A 14,617-nucleotide genomic window follows, 5' to 3' on the forward strand; every position below is an offset into this window, starting at 1 on the left:
ATTGGTCTGGCCGTCATGCCCGGGCTTGTCCCGGGCATCCCCGTTCTTTGTTCCGCGGAGCGAGGCGTGGATGGCCGGGACGAGCCCGGCCATGACGCTGTGGAAGCAGCGAGCCCTAGATATCGATCGTCGCGCTCAGGGAGTGTTCCTGGATGAAGTCGCGGCGCGGCTCGACCACATCGCCCATCAGCTTGGTGAAGATGTCGTCGGCCTCGTCGACCTCCTTGACCTTCACCTGGAGTAGCGAGCGCACGTCGGTGTCGAGCGTCGTCTCCCAGAGCTGCTCGGGGTTCATCTCGCCGAGACCTTTGTAGCGCTGGAGCGAGATGCCCTTGCGGCCGGATTCGGTGACCGCCTCGAACAGGTCGACCGGTCCATGGACCGTGTGCTCGCTGTCCTTCCGCCGCAGCTTGCCGGAGCGCGCATAGACGTCCTGAAGCTTCGTCGTGTACTCGTCGAGCTTGCGGGCCTCGGCCGAGCCCAGGAACGCATCGTCGATGATCGCGGCTTCCTTGACGCCGCGCACGGTGCGCTCGAACAGGAAACCCTGCCCTTCGACGTATTGCCCGACCCAGCCGCGCTCGACCTCCTCGGCCTGGTTGTCGAGCCGGCTCGCGATGTATTGCGCGGCCGCCGCGGCGTTCTCGGGATTGCCGTAGATCGACTTGTTCAGCACGCCAGTGATCGCGGCCTGCTCGATGACCTTGCGATTATAGCGGCTGTGCAGATTGCGCAAAATGCTGCGAACGACGCGGGCGTCGTCGACCAGCGCGCGCAAATCGCGGCCGGTGCGGTCGCCGCCGGTGCCGGGAATGAAGACGCAGTCGTCGAGGCCGGCGTCGATCAGGTAGTCTTCCAGCGCCCGCTCGTCCTTCAGATATTGCTCGGACTTGCCGCGTGAGACCTTATAGAGCGGCGGCTGGGCGATATAGAGATAGCCGCCGTCGATGATGTCGCGCATCTGGCGATAGAAGAAGGTCAGCAGCAGCGTGCGGATGTGGGCGCCGTCGACGTCGGCGTCCGTCATCACGATGATCTTGTGATAGCGCAGCTTCTCGACCGAGAATTCGTCGCTGATGCCGGTGCCGAGCGCGGTGATCAGCGTGCCGATCTGCTCCGACGACAGCATCTTGTCGGGACGCACGCGCTCCACGTTGAGGATCTTGCCGCGCAGCGGCAGCACCGCCTGGAATTCGCGGTTGCGACCCTGCTTGGCGCTGCCGCCTGCCGAGTCACCCTCGACGATGAAGAGCTCGGATTTGGCCGGATCCTTTTCCTGGCAGTCGGCGAGCTTGCCGGGCAGCGAGGAGACCGAGAGCGGGCTCTTGCGCGTCAGCTCGCGCGCCTTGCGCGCAGCTTCGCGGGCAGCTGCCGCCTGGATCACCTTGCCGACGATCATCTTGGCTTCCGAGGGGTGCTCCTCGAACCAGGCCTGGAGCGCCTCGTTGAGGACGTTCTCGACCACGGGGCGCACTTCCGAGGACACCAGCTTGTCCTTGGTCTGCGACGAGAATTTCGGATCGGGCACCTTCACCGAGAGAACGGCGGTGAGGCCTTCACGGCAGTCGTCGCCGGTCAGTGCGATCTTTTCCTTTTTCGCATTGGCCTCGGCATAGCCGTTGACCTGGCGCGTCAGCGCGCCGCGGAAGCCGGCGAGATGGGTGCCGCCGTCACGTTGCGGGATGTTGTTGGTGAAGCACAGCACGTTCTCGTGGTAGCTGTCGTTCCACCACAAAGCGGCCTCGACACCGATGCCGTTGGCTTCCGCGCGCACCATGATCGGCGCCGGCACGATCGCCTTCTTGTTGCGGTCGAGATATTTGACGAATTCCTCGACGCCGCCGGAATAGTGCATCTCCTCGCGCTTCTCGACGGCGTGACGCATGTCGGAGAGGGCGATGTTGACGCCGGAATTGAGGAAGGCGAGCTCCCGCAGGCGATGCTCGAGCGTCGCGAAATCATATTCGATGTTCTTGAAGGTCTCGGTCGAGGCGAGGAACGTCACCTCGGTGCCACGCCGGCCCGGCGCGTCGCCGACCACTTTCAGCGGTGCGACGGCATCGCCATGGGCGAATTCGATGTAGTGCTCCTTGTCGTCGCGCCAGATGCGCAAGCCGAGCTTGCTCGACAGCGCGTTGACGACCGAGACGCCGACGCCGTGCAGGCCGCCGGAGACCTTGTAGGAATTCTGGTCGAACTTACCGCCGGCGTGCAGCTGGGTCATGATGACCTCGGCCGCCGAGATGCCTTCGCCCTTGTGGATGTCGACGGGAATGCCGCGGCCGTCGTCGCGCACCGTGACGGAATTGTCGGCATTGAGCACGACGTCGACGCGCGAGGCGTGGCCCGCCAGCGCTTCGTCGATCGCGTTGTCGACGACCTCGTACACCATGTGGTGCAGGCCCGAGCCGTCGTCGGTGTCACCGATATACATGCCCGGGCGCTTGCGGACGGCATCGAGACCCTTGAGCACGCGGATCGATTCCGCCCCGTAATCGCTCGGATTTGAGGGCTCGTTTTCGGCAGGCGTCTGCCGAGCAGGTTCTGTCATGAGAGGCCTTCGAGATGTCGCCCGAATCAGCGGCGCAAAAGGCGCTGATTTGCGGGCTATTTGTGCCATGAAAGACCGCTTGCGCCTAGCGCAAAGTATCCTCCGGCAACCCTTTGATCAGATAGGATTTTTGGGCCGGTTTTCAAGGTGTTCGAAGGTCGATTCCGGGGCTCGCGAAAAGCCCGATTCGAGACCCCTTTTTTGGCCCTCAAAGACGTGGATTTTGCGGGGGCGCGGAAGCCTGCTCCGAGGTGCTGTGGCGCCCCGGAACAGGTCTCCGGGTTCAGTAGATCTGATCCGGCTTCCTGTCGTCGTCGCCCAACTGGAGGGACCAGGTCTCGCCTGAGGCCACGGTGATGGTGTCGGTGCGCAACGTATAGCCGGACACGACCAGCTTGTAGGAATACGTGCCCGGCGGCAGATCCAGCGCTTGTGGGTGATTTTCGCCGCCCGCGATCTTGATGGTCTGATCGTTGATCGTGAGCGAAGCCACGTCGGGCACAAGATAGCCGAATATCAGCCGTGCTTGTCCTGCTGTCGGCAGGAAATTGGCCTTGGCCGCGGCCTCCGTATTCCGCTGCACGAGGTCGACCGTGGTCTCATCCTTCGCGCGGCCAAGCTTCAGGCTGGCTGGCCCCCTCGGGGAGGCGAAGGCGAGCTGCACATGATCGGCGGCAACCACCGTGCCCTCAGGCCTTTCCTTCCAGCCACGCTTTGCGAGCTCCCCGCGGTAGAAGGCGAGCACATCGCTGAGCTGGGCCGGCACATGGGCTTCGAGTCCGACCCGCAGCGGGATTTCGATGCCGGTCACATGGGTGGTGTTGGAGCTGGAGAAGTTGTGTTGCTTCGGCACCGGCAGGTCGGCGTCGGGATCCGCCGGCGTGAGTGCGGCCGAAGTTTCCGGTGATGGGGGCGGCATCCATCCGCCGGCGCTTGCGGCGATCAGGCCGGCCGCGAGAAGAGCGAGGCCGCACAGCGGCAGCAGCCACCGTGCCTGACCTCTCATCACACGCCTTACCGTCGTCATATTCGTTCTCTGCATCAGAGGCCCGGTGGATCAGTACATCTGCAGCGGCAGGACTTCGCCCGTCGGGCCCACCATCAGGCCCCAGGCGTCGCCGGCGGCAACTGTCAGGGTATCGGTGCGGGCGGGCTGCCCGGGCATGCGCAGCGCGTACTGATGCTTGCCGGGCGGCAGATCGAGCATCGGACCTTTCGGCGATTGCGGGCCGCCGGCGCCGGCCGCGATCTTCACGGTTTGATTGTTGATCGTCAGCGACGCCTCCTTCGGCCCGATATTGCCGAGCATCAGCCTCGCCTGTCCCGCCTTGGGCATGATGTCGGCCTTGGCTGCTGCCTGCGGATTCCGCTGCACCAGGCTGACCGTTGTCTCGTCCCTGGCACGGCCGAGCTTCAGCACAGCCGGTCCCTCCGGCGAGGTGAACGCCAGCTCCGCCCGTTCGGCGGCGACGGTCGCGCCGTCGGTCTTTTCCTGCCAGCCGCGCTTGGTCAGCTCTGCGCGATAGAAGGCGAGCACGTCCGAGAGCTCTGCGGGGATGCTGGCTTCGAGCTCGGTGCGGAACGACTGGTTGCTGCCGGGGAATTTCGTGGAGCTGATCCCGCGCGAACTGCGCTGTGTCGGCACGGGCAGTGCGGCATCGGGATCGGCCTTCAGTGGCTCGGTCGACCTGGCTTGGACCGGCTTTGCTTCTGCCGATTTGGTCTCCACCGGCTTCGCCGCAGCCACGACCAGGCCGGAGCCGGTGGCGCTGACATTCACCTTTGGGCCCATCTGCATCACGGTCATCGAGATCGACTTGCCGCTCCTGGAGAATTGCATCACCGCCATGTTGGGCTGGTTGATGACGGAGGGCTGCTCCTTCCAGCCGGCGTTCTTCAGCGCCGTGCGGTAGAAGGTGCCGAGCGCCTTCACGCTCGACGTCGAGGAAAATTCGAGCCGGCCGTCGCCGCCTTCGAACTTCGCGCCCTCGGCGGTCTCGGGCAGCGGCACCGGCGTCTTGCTGTCGGCGAGCGCGTTCAGCGGCGCATCTGACAGCGCTGCCGCCTGCACCTTGCGCCGTGCTTCATCGGCGGCGATCACCTGCTTTGCGGCTGCGGCGGCATCGCTGAAGAATTTTTCGTCGGCTTCCTTTTTCGCCTCGGCGCGGGCGGCGAGCGCGGAGTCCTTCACCTGCGCGGTCAGGCTGACCATGGTGAAATCATATTTGCGGCCAAGCCGCAGCACACCGGTTTCCTCGGCGTTGGAGATCTTGATCGCGATCTCGTCGCCGGGCGCGAGCGGCGCGCTGCCATCTTCCTGCCAGCCGCGCGCGGCGAGCTCGCGATGATAGAAGGCGAGCACGGCGGGCAGCTCGGCCATCGCGGCGGCCGACATTTCGCGCTTGTTGGAGCTTGCGCTGCCGAGGCTCCTGGCGGTCTTGGTCGGATTCGGCCGCGGCAGGCCGGCAAGATCGCCGTCGGCCTTGAGCTCGCCGGGCAAGGCGAAGGGCGCGACCCGGATGTCGACATTGGTCCGGCCATCGTCGCGGCGCGTCAGCGTCAGCATGACCGGCTTCTGCTGGTAGAAGCCGTCTTCCTTGCTGTCAGGGTGCGCGTAGAACGCGCGCAAGCCGTTAGGGACGGTCTCATCGAGGCCGGTCGTCCAGCGCACGGCGGTCTCCGGCGTGAGCTTCTGCCAGCCGATCGCTGCCATCTCGCGGCCGTAGAAATCCGACGTCACATCGAGCGCGCTGGGTGAGATGCAGCCGAGATAGGGCCTTGTCCCGTCGAACATGATGTCGCTCGCGCCATCGGGGAACGGCACGTTTCCGTAAATCCGGTCGGTCGAGTAGTGGACCACGGATTGGTCGGGCCGGCCGAGGGCCTGGGTGAGATAAACGGAGAGTCCCTGCCGTCCCTTCTTGAAATTCAGTGTGGTGCTCTTCTCCTCCAGCGGCCGCACATAGGGCACCCAGCCGTCGGCGCTCAGAAGTTTCTTCACTGCCGGCGATGTCACGGCTTCCGGCGTCGGCATGCGGTATTCGACGCGGTAGGATTCGGGGCGCGAGGTGTCTTCCACTGCGCCCTCCAGCTTCGGCAGCGCATGAACGTCGACGATACCTCCGTCGGCGGCCGCCGCGATCGAGCAGCTCGCCATCAGGACAAGGCCGCAGGCCAGCAGCCGCCATCGTGCCGGGACTTGCGTCCCGCGCGGGATCGTCGACATCGTCAAGACTCCTGAATTTCGCGCGCCGCCTGGGCTCGCGCGCATTTGCAGGCTGCGACACCGTCGGCGCGGCCTCAGACGACTAGTCGCGGCAGGAACCGGGCAGGTTCAATACAGCTGGAGCGGCGACCAGGCCTCGCCGTCGCGCCCGACCGTGAGCTCCCAGGAATCGCCGGCGGCGACGGTGAGGATGCTGGTGTAGGCCGGGCGGCCCGGCACGTTCAGCTCGTAGGGATATCTGCCGGGCGGCAGATCCAGCGCCACCGCGCGGGCGCCGCCCGCGCGCCTGATCGTGCGCTCGGAGATCGTGAGCACGGCTTCCTTCTCGCCGATATTGCTGAACACCATTTTCGCCTGGCCCGGTTCGGGCATGACGTTCGCCCTGGTCGCCGTACCCGAGTTCTTCTGCGCGAGAATGACCACGGTGCTGCTGTCCTTGCGGCCGAGCTCCAGCACCGCCGGCCCGAGCGGGGAAGCGAAGGCGAGCTGCGCGTGATCGGCGGTGATCAGCGCGCCATCCGGCTCTTCCCGCCAGCCGAGCTTTCCGAGTTCGGTACGGTAGAAGGCGAGCACGTCGCCGAGCGTGGCGGGCACGGTGGTATCTAACCTGGTGCGGAGCGGGGCCTCGATGCCGCTCACCACCGTGGTGTGAATTCCTCTGTAGCTGTACCGGGTCGGCGCGGGCAGCTTGGCATCGGGATCCGGCGTCAGCGCGGCGGAGAACAGCGGCGACAGATGCGGCACCCAGGCGCTGGCGCTTGCTGCGAGCATGCAGCTCGCGAGCAAGAAGAGGCCGCACGCAAACGCCAGCCACCGTGCCGGGACTCGCACCCCGGTCCTTACCGTCCGCATCTTGCTTCTCCAGGGACATCGCGCGTCATGTCATTGCGCGATGGCACTAGCTAGTCGCGGCGGAAAATGCGCGGGTTCAACGGCGAGGTCTAGCGCCGGGCGGAGACTCGTCCGCTCTCGACGTCAAAGACCTCGCCTCCAGCGCCGATCTCGGCAAACGCAGCGGGGTCAGCGCCGGTCAACCACACCTGCGCGCCGAGCTTGCGCAGCTCCTCGAACAGCGCCGCGCGCCGGTTCGGATCGAGATGCGCGACGACCTCATCGAGCAGCAGCAGCGGCACGATGCCGGTCATTTCGGCGACCAGGCTCGCATGCGCCAGCACGAGGCCGATCAAGAGCGCCTTCTGCTCGCCGGTCGAGGCATCGCGCGCCGGCATGCTTTTCGGCGCATAGACGACCTGGAGATCGGTGAGGTGCGGACCGTCGGTGGTGCGGCCGGCGATGGCGTCGCGCGGACGGTTGTCGCGCAGGATCTGGCGATAACGGTCCTCGACCGAGGTCGCGGTCTCGCTAAGCAGCGCGTTCTCCATCCAGCCGTCGAGCGCGATTTGCGCGGACGGAAAGGCGGACGCCTGCGCACGCGCGTTGAGCATGCCTGTCAAGCGCGCTGCGGTCTGGCCGCGCGTGGCGGCGACCGCGACGGCAAGCTCTGCGGTCTCGCGCTCGATCGCGTCACACCAATGGTCGTCGTAATTGCGCGTCTCGAGCAGGCGGTTGCGCGACCGCAGCGAGCGTTCGAGCGCGGAGATGCGGCTGGAATGCTCGCTGTCGATGGCCAGCACCAGGCGATCGAAGAAGCGCCGGCGTTCGGACGCGGCACCCATGAACAGCCCGTCCATCGCCGGCGTCAGCCAGACCATGCGGATATGGTCGCCGAAGGCCGTGGCCGAGTTGACCGGCTCGCGGTCGATACGGCAGCGCCGGCTCACGGCGCTATCTGCCCGCGGCGCATCGATGCCGGTACCGAGCGTGGCGAGCCCCAGCGCGCCCTCGACCTGCGCAGAGACCGCCCAGGAGCCGTCGCCCTGATTGTCCGCAACGTCTTCCAGCGTCGCGCGCCGCAAGCCGCGACCCGGCGACAGGAACGAGATCGCCTCGATGCAATTGGTCTTGCCGGCCCCGTTCGGCCCGACCAGCGCCACCATGTCAGCCGCCGTCTCGAGCCCCGCCGCCCGGTAATTGCGAAAATGCGTCAGCGTCAGGCGATGAATGCGGGAAGGGGTCATGCTGTCTTTGTCATGGACGCGCTTCTTCCCCTCTCCCCTTGTGGGAGAGGGTGGCGCCTCACGAAGTGAGGCGACGGGTGAGGGGTATCTTACCGCCCGGCAAGCTTTGCAAGGATGTCTTCCAACACAGAAGTGGGTTGCTGTAGCACGTCATTGTTCCAGTAGCGCGCTATGGCGAAACCTTCGGCGGACAAGGCCGCGTCACGAGTTGCGTCGCTTTCTGATTCTGCATGTTGGCTTCCGTCAATCTCGATCACGAGTCTTTTCTCGAAACAGACAAAGTCGAGAATGTAGTTCTTGAACGGCTCCTGCCGGCGAAACTTGAATGTGGAGAGCCGACGATCCCTCAGCAAGCGCCACATGGCCCTTTCGGCGTCAGTTGGCTCGTGCCGCATCTTCCTTGCAAATTCGCGGAGAGGCGGGGAGGTCGGTCGATGGGACGGGTCTCGTGGCACCAACCCCTCACCCAAGTGAGTTTGCGTCAAACATCGGTGCAGCCCTCTCCCACAAGGGGAGAGGGCGCAGTAACGGGCATCGCGCTCGGTTGTAAAGGCAGTGTGCGCTGGTGAGGGAGCACGTCCCTCACACCCGCATCGGCATCAGCACGTAGAGCGCGCTCTTGTCGTCGCGGTCTTGCACCAGCGTTGGCGAACCCGGATCAGCCAGTTTCAGCGTGGCGACGTCGCCTTCGATCTGGGCGGCGATGTCGAGGAGGTAGCGCGAGTTGAAGCCGATATCGAGGGCGTCGGAGGCGTATTCGACTTCGAGCTCTTCGGTCGCGCTGCCGGAATCCGGGTTGGTGACCGACAGCACCAGCTTGCCCGGCGACAGCGAGAGCTTCACGGCGCGGCCGCGCTCGCTGGAGATGGTGGACACGCGGTCGACCGCGTTCTCGAAATCCTTCTTGTCGACGACGAGTTCCTTGTCGTTGCCCTGCGGGATCACGCGGCCATAGTCGGGGAAGGTGCCGTCGATCAGCTTCGAAGTCAGCACCACATTGCCGATGGTGAAGCGGATCTTGGCCTGCGACAGCTCGATCGTGACTTCGGCCTCGTTGTCCTCGATCAGGCGCTGCACTTCGCCGACGGTTTTCCGCGGCACGATCACGCCGGGCATGCCGTCGGCGCCCTTGGGCTGGACCAGGTCGAGCTGGGCGAGGCGGTGGCCATCGGTGGCAACGCCGCGCAAGGTGGCGGCCGTGGCCGTGCCCGCGGCGTGCAGATAGATGCCGTTGAGGTAATAGCGCGTCTCTTCGGTCGAGATCGCGAACTGGGTGCGGTCGATCAGCCGCTTGACGTCCTTGGCGGCGAGCGAGAACGAATGCGACATATCGCCAGCCGCGAGATCCGGGAAATCATTCTCCGGCAGGGTCTGCAGCGTGAAGCGCGAGCGGCCGGCGCGGATCGCCAGCACGGCGCGGTCGCCGTCGGCCTCCAGCACGATCTGCGACCCGTCCGGCAGCTTGCGCACGATGTCGTAGAACATGTGCGCCGGCACGGTGGTGGAGCCCGCGGTCGCGGTTTCGGCCGCGAGCGTCTCCGTCACCTCGAGGTCGAGGTCAGTCGCCTTCAGCGATAATTTGGCGTTCTCGGCGCGCACCAGCACGTTGCCGAGGATCGGAATCGTGTTGCGGCGCTCGACCACGCGGTGGACATGACCCAGCGACTTCAGGAGTTGCGCGCGTTCGACCGTAACCTTCATTGCACTACTCGCCCGATCCCCAAGAAAACCCAACGTTGGAAAAGCCGGGCGGCGGGACGCGCGCCACGGCACCGAAGACCCCGAAAAGCCGGATCATCCAGCCGATATGACCAAAGCCGTCAGGGTCGCGCAAGTTGGCGCGGATGGCCCCCGGATTCAAGGGATCGGAGGGTGGTTCCCCACGATTTACCGTCGAAAACACCGCCGCCGCCCAGACACAGGTGCGCTCCGTCGCCCCGCGCGGGGAGAGGGTTGGGGTGAGGGGGAAGCTCTGCGAGGGAGGTGAGCGTTGGACATGCCGAGAGCCCCCCTCACCCGGAATCCGCGCCTGCCGCGCGCATTCCGACCTCTCCCCGCAAGCGGGGAGAGGTGAAGGAAATAGGCGATTATTCCTGAAGCTGGCGCTTCAGCGACTCGACTTCCTCGGACAGCGCCGTGTCCTTGTTGACCAGTGCCTCGATCTTGCGCACGGCATGCAGCACCGTGGTGTGGTCGCGCCCGCCGAAGCGGCGGCCGATCTCGGGCAGCGAACGCAAGGTCAGCGTCTTGGCGAGGTACATCGCCACCTGGCGCGGACGGACCACGTTGGCGGTGCGGCGCGAGGACAGGAGGTCGGAACGGCTGACATTGTACTGCCGCGCCACCACGCGCTGGATGTCCTCGATCTTGATCCGCTTCGGCTCCTGCGGCCGGACCAGGTCGCGCACCTCGCGCTCGGCCATCTCCAGCGTCACCGGCTGGTTGTTCAGCTTCGAGTGGGCAAGAAGGCGATTGATCGCGCCTTCGAGGTCGCGGCCGTTATGGGTGATGGTGCGCGCCAGATAATGCAGCACCTCCTCCGGCACGTCGAAGGTCGCGTGATGGGTGCGGGCCGCCGCGACGCGCGACTTCAGGATGCCGTGGCGCAGCTCTTCGCCGAGCGAGCCCATCTCGACCACGAGACCACCGGCGAGACGCGAGCGCACGCGATCGTCGAGGCTCTCAAGGTCGGACGGCGGACGGTCGGCCGCGATCACGACCTGGCGGCCGGCATCGATCAGCGCGTTCAGCGTGTGACAGAACTCGGCCTGCGTCGACTTGCCCTGCAGGAACTGGAGGTCGTCGATCACGAGCACGTCGATGCCGCGCAACGCTTCCTTGAAGGCCAGCGCCGTCTGCGTCTTCAGCGCGGCGACGAAGCCGTACATGAATTTTTCAGCCGTGAGGTACAGCACCTTGCGCTCGTTGCCGGAATTGCCGGCCCAGGTCACGGCCTGGAGCAGATGCGTCTTGCCGAGGCCAACGCCCGCGTGGATGTAGAGCGGGTTGAACATGACGGGATCGCCGCGACGCCCTTCGGCGACCTGACGTGCCGCTGCATGTGCCAGCGTGTTCGAGCGGCCGACGACGAAGCTTGCGAAGGTCAGGCGCGGATCGAGCGGCGAACCGCCGAGCGCGTCGTGATTGGCGGAGACCGGGGCAGTCGCCGTCGAGCGCAGCTCAGGCGCGGGTGCGCGGCGTGCTTCGACCGGCGCAGGCGCTTCCTTTTGCTGCACGACCGGGCGCACTGCGGAGCGAACGGTGAGGTCGATGCGATGCACTTCTGGCATCTCGGCCTGCCAGCACGACAGCACGCGCTCGGCATAATGCGCCTGAATCCAGCTCTTCAGGAAGCGGGTCGGCACCGAGAGACGCACGCTCTCGTCCTGCACGTCTTCCAGATCCATGCGGGCAAACCAGCTCGTATAGACGTCTTCGCCTACGTTCGAGCGCAGCCGGCTCTTCACGCGTGACCAGCGATCCTGTTCCGATGTGTTCATCGTCAAAAAACTTCTATTGAGAGATAAAGTTGCGTTGTGAATGCCATGAAGGGTTCCCGCTGGGATCCCTGAAATGGCACGACCTCAAGCGATTCCATCGTCGGACACAGCTCCGCCGTTCGGCGCGAACGCCGCGGGTCGGATCAGCGATGTCAGAGATAGAGGGGTCGCGAGGTCAGCGCGTACTCGGCGCTCCGTCACACGCGGGAGGCTGGAGGTCGGACTGATCTAAACCGGCATCGTTGGAATGGGCGACTTGTTTCAATACCGCGTTGAGTCCGTAAGACATGATACCTCCCCGTCCTGCCGTGATTGCTCACGACAAGGTCCTGCGTGTCCTAAGACAACCGCGACTTCGTCGCCGATGTCCTGCCCGTCTGCACTGTTCGTCCGCTAGGCTACGCCATCACGTGTGTCGGGGTAGTCTCATGACATCTCTCATTTGCGCCTAGCGCGACTGGAGACATTCAGACAAAGAACCACCGTTCCCATATTGCTATGGGTTTTGAACCGACAATCGCTTGTTGAAGCGTCGCCTACGTGCACACCGCCGCCGATTTGCACGCTCGCCCCGTTTCTAAAACCGCGCTGGTCTCAAGATCGTGGGCGCTGCGGACGACTTAAGGAATACACTATGCGGACAGACTCGCAACGAAATTGATTCACACTTGAGGCGACTAAAAACTTGATCTGCGTTAACGCCGCGCGGGAGTTGTGCACAGGCTTGCGAGCAAGAGTTTGAATCCGTGCACAGATTCGAACGCGCCGCGCGTCATGTGACAAATCTCCGCCACCGCCAAAAATTTTTTACAAAAGCGTCACGCGCACGCCGTGCGGGCAATTTTTCCAAATGCTTGTCGGCGCTATGTTGATAAGTGATTATTGAGACACCGTTTTTTGAGTCTCGTTTCGCAGGGTAACTCCATCGCGAAACCTGTTCCGGGAAAACTACGGTGTGCAGAACTCTCGCGCGCGCGGATTCAACTTAAGCCCACCCCGCAGGGGTTTTTCGCAGCGCAGTGAAAGTTTCCGCTGTTGCAAAAACATCGGCTGGTAAAATTACGGGCGCAGCGCAGGGAAGACGACACAAGTCTTCCAACGGAAGAATGGTCGCCCAACGATTGCAGGCGTGAATTGTGACAGGCAACAAAAAGCCCGGCGCGAGCCGGGCTGATTGACGAGCGCGATGTCGATCCGATCAGTCGATCGGATGACTCGACGAGCTTACTTCGCGAGCTTGGCGATCTGCGCGGTGAGCCGGGAGACTTTGCGGCTGGCGTTGTTCTTGTGAACGATGTTGCGCTGCGCGGCCTGCATCAGCGCGGGCTCGGCGCTCGCCATCGCCTTCAGCGCGGCGGCGCGATCGCCGGTCGCGATGGCTTCTTCGACGGTACGCACGGCACCGCGCATCTGGGTGCGGCGCGACTTGTTGACGGCGGTGCGGCGGGCGATCTTGCGCGTCGCTTTCTTGGCGGAAGTGGTATTGGCCATGGTCTCAATATCCTTTGCGGTACCGGTCGCGTCTTGGTCGGGTAGCGCCGGCTGCTTGACCGCTGAATCGACGCTCGGATTTAGGGTGTTCGGTTGCTAGGCTATTCCCGGAACATGAGCGACGGCCTTGCGGTCGTCTCTGAGGCTCCAAGCCTTTAAAGCTCATGGAGCCTGCAACTGCTCAAAGAACAGCGGCGGCAGGATTGCGCCTACCGCCAGTTGGCGCCCTTATAGAGGGGGTCTGCGGCACCGTCAACGCTTTCCGGGGCTGGAAAACAGGCCTGGGGCGCTCTGGCGAACGCCGTAACGCCCTGATGAGGTTGAATTTCTGCCGTCGGCCGGCTATTGGCTGGCGGCGTTGCAGGGGGCGTCCGATCGGACGGCCATATAGGTGAGGCATGATCCGCGGCTTTTTCCGACTGATTGGGCTGTTGCTGCTGGCCGGCGGGTTCATCTTCATGGTCTATGACGGCGCCCGCTGGGTGGCCGACCAGACCCTGCGATTCACCCGGTTCGGCCAGTTCTGGAACGACATCCACCAGGCCAGCCAGACGGCGTTCCGGTCCTGGGTCGAGGCCAAGGCGCCCTGGCTCTGGACCTCGGTGATCCGCCTGGTGCTGGATCAGCCGGTCTTCGCGGTGCTCGGCATTTTGGGCATCCTGCTGATGATCCTGTTCCGGCCGCGGAAACCCTTGATCGGATATTCCAGGGACTGAGCGACGGATGGGGCGCGGCGTAACGAGGCTGCCCCCTTCTGCGTATATGCCTATATTCCCCACCTGATCGCGAGCACGCCGCCTGAGCGCACGATTTCTCTCGTCCTCTCAAGCGACGGACAGCTCGTTTCCGGAGATCCAATCATGCTGTTCACGCGCAAGACCACCGCATTGCCGAGCGCTACGGAAGCGCTGCCGGGCCGTGCGCAAGCCATTCCCACCGCGACCACCCATTTCGTCAACGGCGCGAAGTTGCAGCCGCCTTATCCCGGGGGCCTCGAGCAGGCCGTGTTCGGGCTCGGCTGCTTCTGGGGCGCCGAGCGCAAATTCTGGGAGCTTGGCGACGGTGTTTACGTGACCGCTGTCGGCTATGCCGGCGGCCACACGCCGAACCCGACCTATGAAGAGACCTGTTCGGGACGGACCGGCCACACCGAAGTGGTGCTGGTCGTGTACGATCCGAAGAAGATCTCTTACGGGAAACTCCTGAAGACGTTCTGGGAGAGCCACAACCCGACGCAGGGCATGCGTCAGGGCAACGATGTCGGCACGCAGTACCGAAGCGCGATCTACACTTATTCAGACGCGCAGAAGAAAGCGGCCGATGAATCGAAGGCGCTCTATCAGAAGGCGCTTGCCGCAAAAGGTCTCGGTGCCATCACCACCGAGATCGCGCCCGCCGGCGCGTTCTATTTCGCCGAGGACTATCATCAGCAATATCTGGCGAAGAATCCCGCCGGCTATTGCGGCTTGGGTGGCACCGGCGTGTCCTGCCCGGTCGGCGTGGGTGTGAGCGCGTAGCTGTAAGTCGCCGAAGCGTGGTGCTTACCCTCCCCCGGAGGGGGAGGGACGCTACGCACGCAGCGAAGCGAAATGCGAAGCGGGGCGGGGTGATGGTCTCTCCACATCCAACGTTGCCCGAGTGGAGAGATCACCCCACCCCGCTCGCGCTACGCGCGATCGACCCTCCCCCTCCAGGGCAGGGCTATCGCATGTAGCCGAGGAGTTCGAAGAGGAAGGCATCGTTCCAGCCGGCCCGCTTGAGCTTGAGGCGT

The 14,617-nt window shown here is 64.5% G+C and carries 11 protein-coding genes; 2 read left to right on the top strand and 9 right to left on the bottom strand.

Annotation, left to right across the window (positions count from 1 at the left end):
- Window positions 1-115 precede the first annotated feature (115 nt).
- From gyrB to rpsT, 9 genes are all read right to left on the bottom strand, one after another.
- Entirely contained in the window at window positions 116-2,551 is a 2,436-nt protein-coding gene (gyrB, locus tag JQ627_RS15860) for a DNA topoisomerase (ATP-hydrolyzing) subunit B (RefSeq protein ID WP_212485094.1), read from the bottom strand.
- A 283-nt stretch (window positions 2,552-2,834) separates the two neighbouring features.
- Window positions 2,835-3,578: a hypothetical protein gene (locus tag JQ627_RS15865; RefSeq protein ID WP_212485095.1), complete on the bottom strand. Its 744-nt coding sequence runs from the start codon at window positions 3,576-3,578 to the stop codon at window positions 2,835-2,837.
- A 30-nt stretch (window positions 3,579-3,608) separates the two neighbouring features.
- A complete protein-coding gene (locus JQ627_RS15870; RefSeq protein WP_212485096.1) occupies window positions 3,609-5,777 on the bottom strand; it encodes a hypothetical protein in 2,169 nt (722 codons plus the stop codon).
- A gap of 108 nt (window positions 5,778-5,885) precedes the next feature.
- Window positions 5,886-6,629 (bottom strand): hypothetical protein, encoded by a 744-nt coding sequence (locus JQ627_RS15875; protein ID WP_212485097.1) that lies wholly within the window; start codon window positions 6,627-6,629, stop codon window positions 5,886-5,888.
- Between the two features lie 89 nt (window positions 6,630-6,718).
- Window positions 6,719-7,855 (bottom strand): DNA replication/repair protein RecF, encoded by a 1,137-nt coding sequence (gene recF / locus JQ627_RS15880; protein ID WP_212485098.1) that lies wholly within the window; start codon window positions 7,853-7,855, stop codon window positions 6,719-6,721.
- An 89-nt stretch (window positions 7,856-7,944) separates the two neighbouring features.
- Complete coding sequence (locus JQ627_RS15885; RefSeq protein WP_212485116.1) at window positions 7,945-8,310, bottom strand: DUF559 domain-containing protein; 366 nt, start codon at window positions 8,308-8,310, stop codon at window positions 7,945-7,947.
- Between the two features lie 127 nt (window positions 8,311-8,437).
- Entirely contained in the window at window positions 8,438-9,556 is a 1,119-nt protein-coding gene (gene dnaN, locus JQ627_RS15890) for a DNA polymerase III subunit beta (protein WP_212485099.1), read from the bottom strand.
- Window positions 9,557-9,942: 386 nt separating this feature from the next.
- Window positions 9,943-11,355 carry a chromosomal replication initiator protein DnaA gene (gene dnaA / locus JQ627_RS15895; RefSeq protein ID WP_212485100.1) on the bottom strand — a complete coding sequence of 471 codons (1,413 nt, stop codon included), beginning with the start codon at window positions 11,353-11,355 and terminating at the stop codon, window positions 9,943-9,945.
- Between the two features lie 1,224 nt (window positions 11,356-12,579).
- Window positions 12,580-12,846 carry a 30S ribosomal protein S20 gene (gene rpsT, locus JQ627_RS15900; protein WP_028151115.1) on the bottom strand — a complete coding sequence of 89 codons (267 nt, stop codon included), beginning with the start codon at window positions 12,844-12,846 and terminating at the stop codon, window positions 12,580-12,582.
- A 398-nt stretch (window positions 12,847-13,244) separates the two neighbouring features.
- On the opposite strand from rpsT, the gene JQ627_RS15905 reads away from it, so the two are divergent.
- Together JQ627_RS15905 and msrA are read left to right on the top strand one after the other, a co-directional pair.
- A complete protein-coding gene (locus tag JQ627_RS15905) occupies window positions 13,245-13,562 on the top strand; it encodes a hypothetical protein (RefSeq protein ID WP_212485101.1) in 318 nt (105 codons plus the stop codon).
- Window positions 13,563-13,706: 144 nt separating this feature from the next.
- The gene (gene msrA, locus JQ627_RS15910) at window positions 13,707-14,363 is read left to right on the top strand and encodes a peptide-methionine (S)-S-oxide reductase MsrA (RefSeq protein WP_212485102.1); all 657 of its coding nucleotides are present in this window, start codon (window positions 13,707-13,709) and stop codon (window positions 14,361-14,363) included.
- Window positions 14,364-14,617: the final 254 nt, after the last annotated feature.

The sequence above is a fragment of the Bradyrhizobium liaoningense genome (genome assembly GCF_018130785.1).
Taxonomy (GTDB): Bacteria; Pseudomonadota; Alphaproteobacteria; order Rhizobiales; family Xanthobacteraceae; genus Bradyrhizobium; species Bradyrhizobium liaoningense_A.

Bases quoted from the DNA above. Each gene is read 5' to 3' on its own strand.
- gyrB (WP_212485094.1), bottom strand. From the start codon at position 2,551: ATGACAGAACCTGCTCGGCAGACGCCTGCCGAAAACGAGCCCTCAAAT.
- JQ627_RS15865 (WP_212485095.1), bottom strand. From the start codon at position 3,578: ATGACGACGGTAAGGCGTGTGATGAGAGGTCAGGCACGGTGGCTGCTG.
- JQ627_RS15870 (WP_212485096.1), bottom strand. From the start codon at position 5,777: ATGTCGACGATCCCGCGCGGGACGCAAGTCCCGGCACGATGGCGGCTG.
- JQ627_RS15875 (WP_212485097.1), bottom strand. From the start codon at position 6,629: ATGCGGACGGTAAGGACCGGGGTGCGAGTCCCGGCACGGTGGCTGGCG.
- recF (WP_212485098.1), bottom strand. From the start codon at position 7,855: ATGACCCCTTCCCGCATTCATCGCCTGACGCTGACGCATTTTCGCAAT.
- dnaN (WP_212485099.1), bottom strand. From the start codon at position 9,556: ATGAAGGTTACGGTCGAACGCGCGCAACTCCTGAAGTCGCTGGGTCAT.
- dnaA (WP_212485100.1), bottom strand. From the start codon at position 11,355: ATGAACACATCGGAACAGGATCGCTGGTCACGCGTGAAGAGCCGGCTG.
- rpsT (WP_028151115.1), bottom strand. From the start codon at position 12,846: ATGGCCAATACCACTTCCGCCAAGAAAGCGACGCGCAAGATCGCCCGC.
- JQ627_RS15905 (WP_212485101.1), top strand. From the start codon at position 13,245: ATGATCCGCGGCTTTTTCCGACTGATTGGGCTGTTGCTGCTGGCCGGC.
- msrA (WP_212485102.1), top strand. From the start codon at position 13,707: ATGCTGTTCACGCGCAAGACCACCGCATTGCCGAGCGCTACGGAAGCG.